This is a genomic window from Bradyrhizobium sp. Leaf396, from assembly GCF_001424605.1.
Classification (GTDB): domain Bacteria; phylum Pseudomonadota; class Alphaproteobacteria; order Rhizobiales; family Xanthobacteraceae; genus Bradyrhizobium; species Bradyrhizobium japonicum_C.
Map to the genome: position 1 here is coordinate 241481 of NZ_LMQJ01000064.1, position 14852 is coordinate 256332.

Annotated in this window: 12 protein-coding genes; all 12 read left to right on the forward strand. The window is 65.9% G+C overall.

Annotated elements, in window-relative coordinates; all coding sequences use genetic code 11:
• The first annotated feature begins 84 nt into the window (after nt 1-84).
• The 12 genes from ASG57_RS32470 (at nt 85) to bamA (ending at nt 14787) form a co-directional block, all read left to right on the forward strand.
• The gene (locus tag ASG57_RS32470) at nt 85-837 is read left to right on the forward strand and encodes a carbonic anhydrase (RefSeq protein ID WP_024341270.1); all 753 of its coding nucleotides are present in this window, start codon (nt 85-87) and stop codon (nt 835-837) included.
• Between the two features lie 159 nt (nt 838-996).
• Nucleotides 997-1524 (forward strand): DUF2846 domain-containing protein, encoded by a 528-nt coding sequence (locus ASG57_RS32475; protein WP_057198909.1) that lies wholly within the window; start codon nt 997-999, stop codon nt 1522-1524.
• 218 nt (nt 1525-1742) lie between these two features.
• The gene (locus ASG57_RS32480; RefSeq protein ID WP_057198910.1) at nt 1743-4388 is read left to right on the forward strand and encodes a caspase family protein; all 2646 of its coding nucleotides are present in this window, start codon (nt 1743-1745) and stop codon (nt 4386-4388) included.
• A 203-nt stretch (nt 4389-4591) separates the two neighbouring features.
• Complete coding sequence (locus tag ASG57_RS32485) at nt 4592-5587, forward strand: 30S ribosomal protein S2 (protein ID WP_024341273.1); 996 nt, start codon at nt 4592-4594, stop codon at nt 5585-5587.
• A gap of 134 nt (nt 5588-5721) precedes the next feature.
• The gene (tsf, locus tag ASG57_RS32490) at nt 5722-6645 is read left to right on the forward strand and encodes a translation elongation factor Ts (RefSeq protein ID WP_024341274.1); all 924 of its coding nucleotides are present in this window, start codon (nt 5722-5724) and stop codon (nt 6643-6645) included.
• A gap of 60 nt (nt 6646-6705) precedes the next feature.
• Nucleotides 6706-7422 carry a UMP kinase gene (gene pyrH, locus ASG57_RS32495; RefSeq protein WP_024341275.1) on the forward strand — a complete coding sequence of 239 codons (717 nt, stop codon included), beginning with the start codon at nt 6706-6708 and terminating at the stop codon, nt 7420-7422.
• Nucleotides 7423-7490: 68 nt separating this feature from the next.
• Nucleotides 7491-8054 (forward strand): ribosome recycling factor, encoded by a 564-nt coding sequence (gene frr, locus ASG57_RS32500; RefSeq protein WP_024341276.1) that lies wholly within the window; start codon nt 7491-7493, stop codon nt 8052-8054.
• Nucleotides 8055-8064: 10 nt separating this feature from the next.
• Nucleotides 8065-8823, forward strand: coding sequence for an isoprenyl transferase (locus tag ASG57_RS32505; protein ID WP_024341277.1), 759 nt, complete (start codon nt 8065-8067; stop codon nt 8821-8823).
• Nucleotides 8820-9662 carry a phosphatidate cytidylyltransferase gene (locus ASG57_RS32510; RefSeq protein WP_024341278.1) on the forward strand — a complete coding sequence of 281 codons (843 nt, stop codon included), beginning with the start codon at nt 8820-8822 and terminating at the stop codon, nt 9660-9662. Before ASG57_RS32505 ends, ASG57_RS32510 begins: the two co-directional genes overlap by 4 nt.
• Nucleotides 9663-9666: 4 nt before the next feature.
• A complete protein-coding gene (gene dxr / locus ASG57_RS32515) occupies nt 9667-10890 on the forward strand; it encodes a 1-deoxy-D-xylulose-5-phosphate reductoisomerase (RefSeq protein WP_024341279.1) in 1224 nt (407 codons plus the stop codon).
• A gap of 43 nt (nt 10891-10933) precedes the next feature.
• Complete coding sequence (gene rseP, locus ASG57_RS32520) at nt 10934-12085, forward strand: RIP metalloprotease RseP (RefSeq protein ID WP_024341280.1); 1152 nt, start codon at nt 10934-10936, stop codon at nt 12083-12085.
• A gap of 176 nt (nt 12086-12261) precedes the next feature.
• Nucleotides 12262-14787, forward strand: coding sequence for an outer membrane protein assembly factor BamA (gene bamA, locus ASG57_RS32525; RefSeq protein ID WP_057198911.1), 2526 nt, complete (start codon nt 12262-12264; stop codon nt 14785-14787).
• Nucleotides 14788-14852: the final 65 nt, after the last annotated feature.

Below are 14852 nucleotides of genomic sequence, written 5' to 3' on the forward strand. Positions count from 1 at the left end.
CGAGGTTTCGAACTTGCGCGAGCGCAGCTATCAGTTGCTGGCTCGACAATCTCGTTCGGCGGGAAGCCAGGAAGAAGAACAACCATGTGCGACAAATGCTCTGAAAATCTGCATCAAGCTGTTGCTCCCTCCCGGCGCGCGATGATGCTTTTCGCCGGTTCGGCACTTGCGGCGGCGGCGTTTGGCGGGTCCGCGCTGGCGAAGGAGGCGAAGGAGGCGAAGGCGCCGCCGAAGCCGCAGAACGTGCTGTCGCCCGATGCTGCGCTGAAGCGGCTGATGGAAGGCAATGCACGCTATGTGTCGGGCGTGTCGCGCCGCCACGACTTCAAGCACGAGCGCGAAGCTTTGGTCGGCGGCCAGAATCCATACGCAGCCGTGTTGAGCTGCGCCGATTCCCGCATCGCGCCTGAATACGCGTTCGACAGCGGACGCGGAGACCTGTTCGTGTGCCGCGTCGCCGGAAATTTCGCCGGCGATGAGACCGTTGCAAGCATGGAATATACCGTCGCCGTGCTCGGCACGCCCCTGATCCTGGTGCTCGGCCATGACAATTGCGGCGCCGTCGATGCGACGATCAAGTCGCTGAAGGACGACAAGCCGTTGCCGGGACACATTCCCTCCCTCGTCGCCGCGATCGCGCCGGCGGTGAAGACGGCAGCCCAGCAGAGCGGGAATGCGCTCGACAACGCCATTCGCCAGAACGTCATGGACAATGTCGCGAAGCTGAAATCGGCCGCCCCGATCCTCAACGCTGCGGTCGAGCAGGGCAAGCTCAAGGTGGTCGGCGGGATCTATCGGCTGAGCACCGGGGCCGTCGACTTGCTTACGCAGGGCTGAGCCAGATTCCGGAGCATGGGGCCAGTCGCGCCTCTTTTCAGCAGAGGCCGGCCCCCGGGCACAGGTCCCGCGCGATCCGCGCAGTGGTCGTCGGATGTAGTTGCAACCTGTCGCTGATTCCAGCTACCATGCATCCCGGGGAATGAAACGGGGTGTGCGATGCTGCGACGAGCCGCGTTGTTGCTGGCCGTCGGTGCGATGCTGGTGGGCTGTGTCAGCAATCAGGTCGGGACCGACTTTGCGTCTGTATCGCAGAAGGTGGGGCCTCCGCGCGTCGGGCACTCTCGCATCGTTCTGCTCCAGGACAAGAGGAACGGCCTCAGCATGCAGGTCTGCGCCTGCGAGGTGAAGCTCGATGGCGCGCCGCTCGGCAAGGTCGTGGCCGGAAAATATGCCTTTGCCGATCGGCCTGCGGGTCGGCACGAATTGCTGGTGACCGAACTGATGTTTCCGGGCGACACCAAGCGCGAGATCGTGATGGAAGCCGGCCGCACGCACTTTTATCTCATCAAGAGCAGCGCCAGGCACGATGCCGCAACGGGCGGCGCGATCCTCGGCGGCCTGGCCGGGCTTGCCGTTGTTTCCATTGCAACGGCGGGAGAGGCCAATCCCGGGCCGGCCGAACTCGTTGCGCTGGACGAGGCGACCGCGCGAACGAAGCTTGCCGAACTGCAAGCCGTGGAGTGAGGTGCGCTGCACGACCGATGTTCGATCGGATGCGCATAGTTTCGGTGCTTGAAGGAGCCTGCGCCTTTTCAAGCCGACGTGAGGCCGACTGGTGCTGGCGCCAGCAGCGGCGTGGCCACGCCGCCGCCTCAATCCGGGCTTTTCGTTCAAGCGCCGTTCAGCCGGCAGCGCGCCTCATGCGCGGTGGCACGTCAACTGCAATAACGGGCAAGCAAGCCATGCGTGGGACGCTCAGAACCTTCATCTGCCTTCTTCTGCCGATCGTGGCCCTTGCCGCCGGCGCGCCCGAGACGGCGCGCGCGCAGCAGCCGGAAAAGCGCATCGCGCTCGTGGTCGGCAACGGCGCTTATGCCAAGGCGCCGCTCGCGACCACCGCCAATGATGCCGGATTGATCGCACAGACGCTCCAGGCGGCCGGCTTCGACGTGATCGGCGCGCGCGATCTCGATGGCGACACGCTGCGCAAGAGCTTGCGCGATTTCATCCAGAAGGCGCAGGCTTCCGGCCCGGGCACCGTCGCGATGATCTATCTTGCCGGCTACGGCGTGCAGCTTGCCGGCGAGAACTATTTCATCCCGGTCGATTCCAGCATCGCCCGCGATACCGACGTACCGACCGAGGCCTTGCGGATCAGCGACTATGCGCGCCAGCTCGCGTCCATTCCGCTCAAGGCCAACATCGTCGTGCTCGACGCGGCCCGCGCGCAGCCTTTCATCGAGGGCGGTCAGCACATCGCGAGCGGCCTCGCGCTGGTTGAGCCGGAGGCGAACATGCTGATCGCCTTCAATGCGGCGCCCGGCACGGTGGCGCCGGAGGAGCCCGGGCCGTACGGCATCTACGCGCAGTCGCTCGCCGAGATGATCCGCACCGGCGGACTGCCGTTGCCCGAGGTGTTCGACCGCGTGCGCCTCCGCGTCAACGAAGCCAGCAAGGGCGCGCAGGTGCCCTGGAACGAGCAGAAGATATCGGCGCAGTTCTCGTTCTTCGAGCGCGGGCCCGACGCGCCGCCGGAGACGGCGCCCGACCAGGTCGCCGCGATCCGCAACAAGCCGATCCGCGATCTCGGCGTGCAGGATGCCTATGCCGCGGCGCTCGAACGCGACACGCTGGCGGCTTATGAGGAATTCCTCGCGGCCTATCCGAATGATCCGCTCGCAAAGCGGGTGAGGGCGATCGTGGCGGCACGCCGCGAGGCGCTTACCTGGCGGCGGACCTATCGCGCCGATACGCCGGACGCCTATTGGTCGTATCTGCGCCGGTACCCGCGCGGGCCGCATGCGGGAGATGCCCGGCGGAGGCTTGCGATCCTGACTGCGCCGCTCGAGCCGCCGCCGACCTTCACAATGCTGGATTACGACGTGCCGCCGCCGCCGCCGGAGGAGGTGTTCTATGTCGATCGTCCGGTGCTGTACTTCAGCGATCCCGATTTCGGCTTCGTGCCGCCACCGCCGCCGCCCGTGTACTATCTGCCGCCACCGCCGCCGGATTTCGTCGTGCTGCCGCCGCCGCTGCCGGTGGTCGGGCTGTTCGTGCTGCCGCAGCCGGTGTTCGTGCCGATCCCGGTGTTCGTCAGGGCGCCGGTCTATGTCGCGCCGCCGCCGAACAACATCATCTATCAGAACATCCACAACACGACGGTCATCAACACCGTGATCAATCGCCCGCCGCCGCCGCCGGCCGCGGGGCCGGCGCTTGGTCCGGGCAATCTGGCGCCGGCGGTTGCCGGCCGCGCCACGCCGGCAGGTCCCGCCGTGCCGCAGGCGGTCGCGCAACGCGCCGCCCTGATCCAGCAAGGCAAGGCGCCGATGCCGCCGAGCGCGACGATCCAGCCGACGGTGAGGCCCGCGATCGCGGCACCCGCTCCGGCCAATGTCGCTCCTGGCACGACAGCGCAGCCGCCGGCTGCGGCCACGCCGCAAGCCAATACATTGACGGCACCAGGGACTTCCGGAGTGCCGCCGGCCGGTCCGGGAGCAGCGCCCGGCAATGTCCCGCCGAACGGCAGGCCGGGTTCGACGGCGACCGCTCCAGCCGGCAACGTTCCTGCGACGCCGCAAGCAACGGCGCCTGCCAAGCTGCCGCAGGCCAATACGCTGCCGGTGCCCGGAACCCCGGGCGGGCCGCCGCCGCCGGCCCGGGCAGGGGGCGCGCCGGGCGCTGCCCCGCCTCATGGCAGGCCGGCTGCGACCGTCACGGCTCCCGCCGGCAATATCCCGGCGGCGCAGCCGAACGCCGCAACCGCTGCGGCGCCCAACCCTCCGCCGGCTCCCCGAGGTGCGGCGTCGCCCTCCGCAGGCCTGCCGAAGCCGCCGGCGACCATAAACCCGCCTGCGTCTGAGCTGCGCGGCAGGGCACCCGGGTCCCAGCCGGTCGCTGCGCCGCCTTCGAGCGCGGCCTCCGGTAAGCCGGCGGTCCCGCCCACCGCCAGGATCGCGCCGCCACCGCCGCCCGTGGCGGCGAGAGGGCCGTCCGGAGTTCAGGATCACCGGCCGGCACCGCCGCAGGCTGCAAGGCCTGCCGCACCCCCACCGCATCCTCAGGCCTTGGCGAAGCCGACGCCGCCGCCTCCGCCGCGGGTCGCGCCACCTCCGCCGCCGCGCGCAGCGCCTCCACCTGCGGCCGTGGCTCGACCGGCGCCACCGCCGCCGATTGCCCGACCGGCACCGCCTCCGCCTGCGATGGCGCGTCCGGCGCCATCTCCGCCTCCAATGGCCCGGCCCGCGCCACCTCCACCCCCCGTGGCCCGGCCGGCGCCACCTCCAATGGCGGCCGCGCCGCCGCGTGCGGCGCCGCCTCCACCTCCGCCGGCGCGGCCCGCAGGGCCGGCACCCAAAAGCTGCCCACCCGGTCAGCCGAGGTGCTAGGAAGCGAAGAGGCATCAAGAAGCGACTGAAGCTCTCCGGCGTCCCGGATGGCCCTTATTTCCTTGCTTCTGGCCGAAATGGCGCTATATAGCGCGCCATCTCACACGGAAACATGGCTCACAAGGCCGTCCGGTGGCAGCCGGGGCGAGAACGCTCCGTTTTGCTCACACGTTTCCGGAGGAACCAACCGGAGAACTAGAACGATGGCGCTACCCGACTTCACCATGCGTCAGCTGCTCGAAGCTGGCGTGCACTTTGGCCACCAGGCCCACCGCTGGAATCCGAAAATGGCTCCGTTCATTTTCGGCACCCGCAACAACATCCACATCGTCGACCTCGCTCAGACCGTGCCGATGCTGCACCAGGCCCTTCAGGCCGTCAGCGACACGGTGGCAAAGGGCGGCCGCATCCTGTTCGTCGGCACCAAGCGCCAGGCCCAGGACGGCGTTGCTGACGCGGCCAAGCGCTGCGCGCAGTACTTCGTCAATTCGCGCTGGCTCGGCGGCACGCTGACGAACTGGAAGACGATCTCGGCCTCGATCAAGCGCCTGCGTCACCTCGACGACGTGCTCTCGGGCGGAGAAGCCAATTCCTATACCAAGAAGGAGCGCCTGACGCTGCAGCGCGAGCGCGACAAGCTCGATCGTTCGCTCGGCGGCATCAAGGATATGGGCGGTCTGCCCGACCTGATCTTCGTGATCGACACCAACAAGGAAGACATCGCGATCCAGGAAGCCCAGCGGCTCAACATCCCGGTCGCCGCTATCGTCGACACCAATTCGGACCCTAAGGGCATCACCTATGTTGTCCCCGGCAATGACGACGCCGGCCGCGCGATCTCGCTGTACTGCGATCTGATCGCGCGTGCGGCGATCGACGGAATCTCGCGCGCCCAGGGCGATTCGGGCATCGACATCGGTGCCTCCGCTCAGCCTGTCGCCGAGGAGCTGCCGGCCGCGTCGTCCAGCGGCTTCCAGGGCCTTGCGGGTCCCCGCGGCACCGCCGACGACCTCAAGAAGCTCCCGGGCGTGTCGGGTGCGATCGAGAAGAAGTTCAACGACCTCGGCATCTTCCATTACTGGCAGCTCGCCGAGCTCGACCACGACACCGCGCACACGATCGGCGAAGAAGTCGGTCTGCCGAGCCGCGCGGATGCTTGGGTGGCCAAGGCCAAGGCGCTGACCGCGGAAGCGGAATAGTCAAAAAGAACGATGGGTTGGCCGGATAGGATCCGGCCACCATTTCAGTTGACGCGAATTCCTGAAATGGACCGTGGCGGGGCCAATTGGATGCCGCGCCGCGGCAAACCGGCAGGCACAAAGGATTTTCAACGATGGCAACGATCACAGCTGCGATGGTCAAGGATCTGCGCGAGTCGACCGGCGCAGGCATGATGGACTGCAAGGCCGCGCTGACCGAGAACGACGGCAACATGGAAGCGGCCCAGGACTGGCTGCGCAAGAAGGGTCTGTCCAAGGCCGCCAAGAAGTCGGGTCGCGTCGCGGCCGAGGGCCTGATCGGCGCGCTCACCAAGGGCACCAAGGGCGTCGTGGTCGAGGTCAACTCCGAGACCGACTTCGTCGCGCGCAACGGTCAGTTCCAGGGCCTCGTCAAGATGATCGCCCAGGTGGCGTTCGACGTCGGCGCCGATGTCGAGAAGATCAAGGCCGCCAAGGTCGGCGACGTCACGATCGACACCGCAATCAATGATGCGATCGCCACCATCGGCGAGAACATGACGCTGCGCCGCGCCGCCCAGCTCGAGGTGAGCCAGGGCGTGGTCTCGCACTACGTCCACGGCGCCGTCATCGAGGGCGCCGGCAAGATGGGCGTGCTCGTGGCGCTGGAATCGCCAGGCAAGGCCGACGAGCTCGCCGCGCTTGGCCGCCAGATCGCAATGCATGTCGCGGCCGCCAACCCGCTGGCGCTGGATCCGTCCGGCCTCGATCCGGCCGTGGTCAAGCGCGAGAAGGACGTGCTCGCGGACAAATACCGGCAGCAGGGCAAGCCCGAGAACGTGATCGAGAAGATCGTCGAGTCCGGCCTCAAGACCTACTACAAGGAAGTCTGCCTGCTGGAGCAGGCCTTCATCCACGACACCGGCAAGTCGGTGGCGCAGGCCGTGAAGGAGGCCGAAGGCAAGGTCGGCGGCGCTGTGAAGATCGCCGGCTTCGTGCGCTATGCTCTCGGCGAGGGAATCGAGAAGCAGGAAAGCGACTTCGCAGCCGAGGTCGCCGCGGCCAGCGGCAAGAAGTAAGCGCCGGAACGTTCCTTCCGGCGTGCCGCCGGAAGCGGCGCGCGGACAAGGAAAGTGCTCATGACTGATCCGGTCTATCGTCGCGTCGTGATCAAGCTGTCCGGCGAATATCTCGCGGGGCAGCAAGGCTTTGGCATCGATCAACCGACTGTCGACCGGGTTGCGGACGACCTGATCGCGGCCCGCCATCTCGGCACCGAGGTCGCAGTCGTGATCGGTGGCGGCAACATGGTTCGCGGCGTCGAGGTCTCCTCCCGCGGCGTCACGCGCACCACCGGCGACACCATGGGCATGCTCGCCACCATGATGAATTGCCTCGCGCTGGAAGCAGCGATCGAGCGCAAGGGCACGCCGGCACGGACGCTGTCAGCCTTCGTCATGCCCGAGATCTCCGAGCTGTTCACCCGCACTGCAGCACACAAATACCTGGCCGAGGGCCGGATCCTGTTGCTTGGCGGCGGGACCGGCAATCCGTTCTTCACCACCGACACGACCGCGGTGCTGCGCGCCGCCGAAATCGGCGCGCAGGCGGTGCTGAAGGCGACCAATGTCGACGGGGTCTACTCGGCCGACCCGAAGAAGGATCCGACCGCCACGCGATTCGACCGCCTGACGCATTCGCAGGCGATCGAAGGCGGTTACAAGGTGATGGATGCGACTGCCTTCGCGCTTGCCCGCGAGACTTCGCTGCCTATCATCGTATTCTCGATCGCGGAGCCGGGATCGATAGGCGCGATGCTGCGTGGCGTCGGCCACGGAACCATCGTCGCCGGCTGACGGCTCGTCTGGCGCGCCCGAAAGGGAAGGGCGCGGAGCGGTCGCCGGGATTTTGAAGGAGAAACGTGATGGCCACGGGTAATTTCGACCTCAACGAAGTGAAGCGCCGCATGCAGGGCGCCGTCCAATCGCTCAAGCACGAGCTTGGCGGCCTGCGGACGGGGCGCGCCTCCGCCTCGATGCTCGACCCGGTCCAGGTCGAGGCTTATGGCAGTCACATGCCGCTCAATCAGCTCGCCACCGTCAGCGTGCCGGAGCCGCGCCTGATCTCGGTGCAAGTCTGGGACAAGTCGATGGTCAAGGCGGTCGAGAAGGCGATCGTCGATTCCAATCTCGGCCTGTCGCCGGCGACCGAAGGCCAGGTGCTGCGCCTGCGCATCCCCGAGCTCAACGAGGAACGGCGGAAGGAACTGGTGAAGGTCGCGCACAAATACGCGGAAGCCGCCAAGGTCGCCGCGCGCCATGTCCGCCGCGACGGCCTCGACGTGCTCAAGAAGCTCGAGAAGAATCACGAGATGTCGGAGGACGATCAGAAGCGTCACGCCGACGAGGTGCAGAAGGCGACCGACGGGACCATCGCCGAGATCGACCAGTTGCTGGCCATCAAGGAAAAAGAAATCCTGACCGTTTAGGGCCACCTCCATGTCCAACGCCGCCGCGCCAGCAACGGAAGGGCCCGACCGGTCCGAGGCGCCTGCGCACGTCGCCATCATCATGGATGGCAATGGGCGCTGGGCGGCGGCGCGCGGCTTGCCGCGTGCGGAAGGGCACCGCCGCGGTGTGGACGCGCTGCGCCGGGTGGTGCGCGCCTCGCATGAGCTCGGAATTCGCTATCTCACCATCTTCTCGTTCTCTTCGGAGAATTGGTCGCGCCCGGCGAGCGAGATCGGCGACCTGTTCGGGCTGCTGCGACGCTTCATCCGCAACGATCTGGCGAGCCTGCATCGTGACGGCGTCAAGGTTCGCATCATCGGCGAGCGCGACGGCCTTGAGAGCGACATCTGTGCGCTCCTCAATGAGGCCGAAGAGCTGACGCGCGACAACACGCGTCTGACGCTCGTCGTGGCCTTCAACTACGGCTCACGGCAGGAGATCGCGAAGGCGGCCCAGAAGCTCGCCCGCGAGGTCGCGGAGGGCAAGCGCGATCCTGCCACCATCGACGCCGAGACGCTCGGGGCGTATCTCGACGCGCCCGACATTCCCGATCCCGATCTCATCATTCGCACCAGCGGCGAGCAGCGTCTGTCCAACTTCCTGATGTGGCAGGCCGCCTACAGCGAGCTCGTGTTCGTGCCGATCCACTGGCCCGATTTCGACAAGGCGGCGCTCGAAAGCGCGATCGCCGAATTTGCCAGGCGCGAGCGCCGTTTCGGCGGCCTGGTCGCGAAAACAGCCTCGTGAGCGAACCCGACGCCGCATCGGCAGGCGCCAAGCCTGCCCCAAGCAATCTGGTGGTGCGAGTCCTCGCGGCGCTGGTGCTGGCGCCGCTGACGATTGCGATCGCTTATGCCGGCGGTTGGCTGTGGGCCCTTCTCGTCACCCTGGTCTCGATCGGACTGTTCGCGGAATGGCTGATGGTGGTGGGCGCGGGATCGGCTGCGCTGACCGGGGCAGGGACGGTCGTGATCGCCATGATGGGGGCCGCTGTCGCGTTTGGCGCGCTGAAGACCGCCGTCATCACCGGTCTCATCGGCGGGGCGATTGTGACGCTGATCGCGCGCGGCAAGTTCTTGTGGGCGGCTACCGGCTTCGCCTACGCGGCGGCGGCGCTGCTGGCCGCGATCCTGGTGCGGAAGGATCTCGTCAACGGTTTCTCCGCGCTGATGTTCGTGCTGCTGGTGGTGTGGGCGACCGACATCGGCGGCTATTTCGCCGGCCGCAGCATTGGTGGACCGAAGCTGTGGCCGCGCGTGAGCCCGAAGAAGACATGGGCGGGTGCATTCGGCGGCTTTGGCGCGAGCCTGTTGGTCGCGGTGGGCTTTGCGGTCTTCGGCTTTGGGAAGATGGGACCATTGCTGCTCGTCAGCGCCGTCCTCTCGGTGGTATCGGCATTGGGCGACCTGTTCGAATCCGCGGTGAAGCGGCGCTTCGGTGTCAAGGATTCCAGTCACTTAATTCCCGGACATGGCGGGCTAATGGACCGCCTGGACGGTTTTGTCGCCGCCATCCTGGCGGCCTGGATTATCGGCTTTCTCCGCCATGGTGTGCATAGCGCCGGAAGCGGTCTTATGGTTTGGTGAGCACATGAGCGCGGTCCCATTGCGTAACAACAGGCTTGCGGCGTCCGACGTCCGCAGTGTCACGGTTCTCGGCGCTACCGGCTCGATCGGCGATAGCACCATGGACCTGCTGCGGGCCACGCCAGAGCGCTACCGTGTCGAGGCGCTGACGGCGAACGGCAATGTCGCAGCCCTGGCAAAGCTCGCCAAGGAATTCTCCGCCCGCTACGTCGCGATCGCCGACACCTCCAAGCTCGCCGAACTCAAGGCTGCACTCGCAGGCACCAGCACCGAATGCGGCGCCGGCGAAAGCGCGGTGATCGAGGCCGGCGCGCGCCCGGCCGACTGGGTGATGGCCGCCGTGAGCGGCGCTGCGGGCCTGAAGCCGGCGCTGGCCGCGGTCGACCGCGGCGCCCATGTCGCGCTCGCCAACAAGGAGTGCCTGGTCTGCGCCGGCGATTTCTTCATGCAGCGCGCGGCAAAGGCAGGCGCCTGCATCCTGCCGGCCGATTCCGAGCACAATGCGCTGTTCCAGGCGCTCAGCTCGGGCAATCGCGACGAGCTCGTCCGCGTCATCATCACGGCCTCCGGCGGCCCGTTCCGGACCTGGAAGCCGGCGGACATCGAGCAGGCGACCCTTGCGCAGGCCCTGAAGCATCCGAACTGGAGCATGGGCCAGAAGATCACGATCGATTCAGCCTCGATGATGAACAAGGGCCTCGAGGTGATCGAGGCGTCGTATCTGTTTGCGCTCTCGCCGGACGAGATCGACGTGCTCGTGCATCCGCAGTCGATCATCCACGGCATGGTCGAGTTTTCCGACTGCTCGGTGGTGGCCCAGCTCGGCGCGCCCGACATGAGGACGCCGATCGCGCATTGCCTCGGCTGGCCCGATCGGATCAAGGGGCCGGCAGCAAAGCTGGACCTCGCCAAGATCGGTCAGCTGACTTTCGAAGCGCCGGACTTCGAGCGTTTCCCAGGTCTCCGGCTGGCCTACGATTCGCTCCGGACAGGGAAGGGGGCGACCACCGTCTACAACGCCGCCAACGAGGTCGCTGTGGCCGCCTTCATCGCCGGCAAGATCCGCTTCGGGGCGATTGCCCGGCTGGTCGAGGCGACCCTCGAGGATTGGATCAAAGGCGGGAACCAGGCCCCTCTGACGTCCGCCGACGATGCAATCTCCGTTGACCATGTTGCGCGAAATAGGGCGGCCGCCCTATTGCCTCAAATTGCCTTAAAGGCATCCTAGTTGGTTCGGGCCAGGGCCTTGCGGCGCTGGGTGAGGGAAATCGATGATCGACTTTTTCGTCCATAGTTTCAACACGTTGAGCCATGGGCTCCTCGGTTACGCCGTTCCCTTCCTGTTCGTCCTGACCATCGTCGTGTTCTTCCACGAGCTCGGCCATTTCCTGGTCGCGCGCTGGGCTGGCGTGCGCGTGTTAACCTTTTCGCTCGGGTTCGGACCTGAGCTGGTCGGTTTCAACGACCGCCATGGCACCCGCTGGAAGATCTCGGCGATCCCCCTCGGCGGCTACGTCAAGTTCTTTGGCGACGAGAGCGAGGCCTCCACCCCGTCGGCCCAGACACTCTCGTCCATGACGGCCGAGGAGCGCGCCGGCAGCTTCCACCACAAGAAGGTCGGCCCGCGTGCTGCCATTGTCGCTGCCGGACCGATCGCCAATTTCATCCTGGGCGCGCTGATCTTCGCCGGCATGGCCCTCTACTACGGCAAGCCGAGCACCATCGCCCGCGTCGACGGCGTCGTCGCCACCGGCGCCGCGGCGGCGGCCGGCTTCAAGGTCGGGGACGTCGTCCTTCAGATCGACGGCAAGCCGATCGAGAGCTTTGCCGACATGCAGCGAATCGTTGCGATGAACGCCGGTTCGGCGCTTACTTTCCAGGTGAAACGCGATGACGCCATTGTCACGCTGACCGCCACCCCGGCGCTGCTCGAGCGCAAGGATCCGTTCGGCAACAGCCACCGTCTCGGCGTGCTCGGCATCGAGCACAAGTCGCAGGCCGGGGAGGCGTCGACCGCGCCGGTCGGCATCGGCGAAGCGCTCAAGATCGGGGTCGAGCAGGTCTGGTTCATCATCACCAGCACCTTCAAGTTCCTTGGTTCCCTCTTCGTCGGACAGGGCAATCCGAACGAGGTCAGCGGTGTTCTGGGAATCGCGAAGATGTCGGGGCAGGCGGCGAGCGCCGGGTTCCAGTTCGTGATCAATCTCTGTGCGGTGCTGTCGGTCTCGATTGGTCTGCTGAACCTCTTCCCGATCCCGCTGCTGGATGGCGGCCATCTCATGTTCTATGCGGCCGAGGTGCTCCGCGGTCGGCCCTTGTCCGAGCGAACCCAGGAAATGGGGTTCCGAATCGGTCTCGGCCTGGTGCTGATGCTGATGGTGTTTGCGACCTACAACGACATCCTGCGGATGGCCGCTTCCTGATAGGGGCTTTTTTGTGGCGTTGCTGTTGAGCAACGTCTTGCAATGAAATTGAAATTACGGCGCTTTCCGCCGTTTGCGGAGTCGGCGAAATTGGCTACAAGCAGCCTGAACTTGGGGAATCTCCGGACCGGCGTTGGGGTTGGGTCTGGCACGGAATGATAAGGGCGCGTTGCGCGATGAAGTTTGGACTGCGACTCCGGGGGGGCTTGCTCGCAACCCTGATCATGTTCGGCGCGCCGGTAATTGCCCCGGTCGGGGCTGTTTTCCTGTCTTCGTCTGCGCTCGCTCAGAGCGTCCAGTCGATTTCCGTCGAGGGAAATCGCCGCGTCGAAGTGGAGACGATCCGTTCCTATTTTAGGCCGGGTCCGGGCGGCCGCCTGGATCAGGGCGCCATTGACGACGGTCTCAAGGCGTTGATCGAGACCGGCCTGTTCCAGGATGTGAGGATCAACCGCGGCCCCGGCGGTCAGATCATCGTCTCGGTGGTGGAAAACCCGGTGATCGGCCGGATCGCCTTCGAGGGCAACAAGAAGATCAAGGACGAGCAGCTCTCCGCCGAGGTGCAGTCCAAGGCGCGCGGCACGTTCTCCCGCGCCATGGTGCAGTCCGACACGCTGCGAATCGCTGAAATTTATCGCCGGTCCGGCCGCTATGACGTGCGCGTCACGCCCGAGATCATCGAGCAGCCGAACAATCGCGTCGACCTGATCTTCACAATCGAGGAGGGCGCCAAGACCGGCGTCAAGTCGATCGAGTTCGTCGGCAACAACGCCTTCTCGTCCTACCGCCTGCGCGACGTCATCAAGACGCGTGAATCGAACCTCTTGAGCTTCCTCGCCAGCGGCGACATCTATGATCCCGATCGCGTCGAGGCCGACCGCGACCTGATCCGCCGCTTCTATCTCAAGAACGGCTTCGCCGACGTCCAGGTCGTGGCCGCGCTCACTGAGTACGATCCGGAGAAGAAGGGCTTCAACGTCACCTTCAAGATCGAGGAAGGCGCGCAGTACCGCGTCGGCACGGTCGACTTCCGCTCCAGCATTCCCAACTTCGATCCCGCGTCGATGCGCGCCTATTCGCGCGTCAATGTCGGCTCGCTCTACAACGTCGAGTCGGTCGAAAAGTCGGTCGAGGAGATGCAGATCGAGGCCTCGCGTCGCGGCTATGCCTTCGCCGTGGTCCGGCCCGGCGGTGACCGCAACTTCGAGGCGCACACGGTCTCTGTCGTCTTCAACATCGACGAGGGCCCGCGCACCTACATCGAGCGCATCAACCTGCGCGGCAACACCCGCACGCGGGACTACGTGATCCGCCGCGAGTTCGACATCTCGGAGGGCGACGCCTACAATCGCGCGCTGGTCGACCGCGCCGAGCGGCGCCTGAAGAACCTCGACTATTTCAAGACGGTGAAGATCACGACGGAGCCGGGCTCGTCGAGCGACCGCGTCATCCTGAATGTCGACATGGAAGAGAAATCGACCGGCGACTTCTCGATCTCGGGCGGTTACTCCACCACCGACGGCGCGCTGGCCGAAGTGTCGGTCTCCGAGCGCAATCTGCTCGGCCGCGGCCTGTTCGCCAAGGCGTCGGTGACGTATGGCCAGTATGCCCGCGGCTACTCGCTGTCGTTCGTCGAGCCTTATCTGCTCGACTACCGCGTGGCGCTCGGTCTCGACCTCTATCAGCGCCAGCAGCTGTCCAACAGCTACATCTCCTACGGCACCAAGACGCTCGGCTTCTCGCCGCGCCTCGGCTTCTCCTTGCGTGAAGATCTGGCGCTCCAGGTGCGCTACTCGATCTACCAGCAGGAGATCACGCTTCCGTATTACCTTGCGAACTGTAACAACGTGGTCGGTTCGGCGGCGTTCAATCCCAGCCCGGCCTTCTCTGCTGCCACTGGTATACCTCTGGATCCGTCCACCAATGGCCTCGGCTGCTACAACGATGGCGAAGCCTCGCTGCCGGTGCGCAGGGAGCTGGCCAACGGCAAGACCCTGACCTCGGCGCTCGGCTACACGCTGACCTACAACACGCTGGACAACAACAAGAACCCCACCGACGGTCTGCTTGTCGATTTCCGGCAGGATTTTGCCGGCGTCGGCGGGGACGTCTCCTATCTGAAGTCGGTCATCGATGCGAAGTACTACACGCCGCTCGTCTCCGACATCGTCGGCATCGTGCGCCTGCAGAGCGGCATGCTGAACAAGATCGGCAGCGATCTGCGCATGCTCGACCACTTCCAGATGGGCCCGAATCTCGTTCGCGGCTTTGCCCCGAACGGCATCGGCCCGCGCGACTTGAACCCGTACGGTTCGCGGGATGCGCTCGGCGGCACCCAGTACTGGGGCGCTTCGCTCGAATTGCAGATGCCGTTCTGGTTCCTGCCGAAGGAAGTGGGCCTGAAGGGCGCGGTCTATGCCGATGCCGGCGGCCTCTACGACTACAGGGGGCCGACGAGCTGGACCACGACCAACGAAGTCAATGCGCCCGGCTGTATCCCGTCGACCATCGATCCGGCGAGCAGCGGCACCTGCACCGGCCTCGTGTATGATGACAGCAAGGTTGTGCGCTCCTCGGTCGGCGTCGGCCTGATCTGGCAGTCGCCGTTCGGTCCGCTTCGCTTCGACTACGCCGTGCCGCTCAGCAAGGGCAAGTACGATCGCGTGCAGGAATTCCGGTTCGGCGGCGGCACCACGTTCTAGTTCGATCAATACGGCACGATCCGGATCAGTGGAGCCGGTTTCCGAAGAGGATCGTGCCAATCCAA

What these genes read in the sequence shown, in the direction of transcription:
- ASG57_RS32505 (WP_024341277.1), top strand. Translation starts at nt 8,065, where the DNA reads ATGTCCAACGCCGCCGCGCCAGCAACGGAAGGGCCCGACCGGTCCGAG.
- ASG57_RS32485 (WP_024341273.1), top strand. Translation starts at nt 4,592, where the DNA reads ATGGCGCTACCCGACTTCACCATGCGTCAGCTGCTCGAAGCTGGCGTG.
- ASG57_RS32470 (WP_024341270.1), top strand. Translation starts at nt 85, where the DNA reads ATGTGCGACAAATGCTCTGAAAATCTGCATCAAGCTGTTGCTCCCTCC.
- bamA (WP_057198911.1), top strand. Translation starts at nt 12,262, where the DNA reads ATGAAGTTTGGACTGCGACTCCGGGGGGGCTTGCTCGCAACCCTGATC.
- dxr (WP_024341279.1), top strand. Translation starts at nt 9,667, where the DNA reads ATGAGCGCGGTCCCATTGCGTAACAACAGGCTTGCGGCGTCCGACGTC.
- tsf (WP_024341274.1), top strand. Translation starts at nt 5,722, where the DNA reads ATGGCAACGATCACAGCTGCGATGGTCAAGGATCTGCGCGAGTCGACC.
- rseP (WP_024341280.1), top strand. Translation starts at nt 10,934, where the DNA reads ATGATCGACTTTTTCGTCCATAGTTTCAACACGTTGAGCCATGGGCTC.
- pyrH (WP_024341275.1), top strand. Translation starts at nt 6,706, where the DNA reads ATGACTGATCCGGTCTATCGTCGCGTCGTGATCAAGCTGTCCGGCGAA.
- ASG57_RS32475 (WP_057198909.1), top strand. Translation starts at nt 997, where the DNA reads ATGCTGCGACGAGCCGCGTTGTTGCTGGCCGTCGGTGCGATGCTGGTG.
- ASG57_RS32480 (WP_057198910.1), top strand. Translation starts at nt 1,743, where the DNA reads ATGCGTGGGACGCTCAGAACCTTCATCTGCCTTCTTCTGCCGATCGTG.
- frr (WP_024341276.1), top strand. Translation starts at nt 7,491, where the DNA reads ATGGCCACGGGTAATTTCGACCTCAACGAAGTGAAGCGCCGCATGCAG.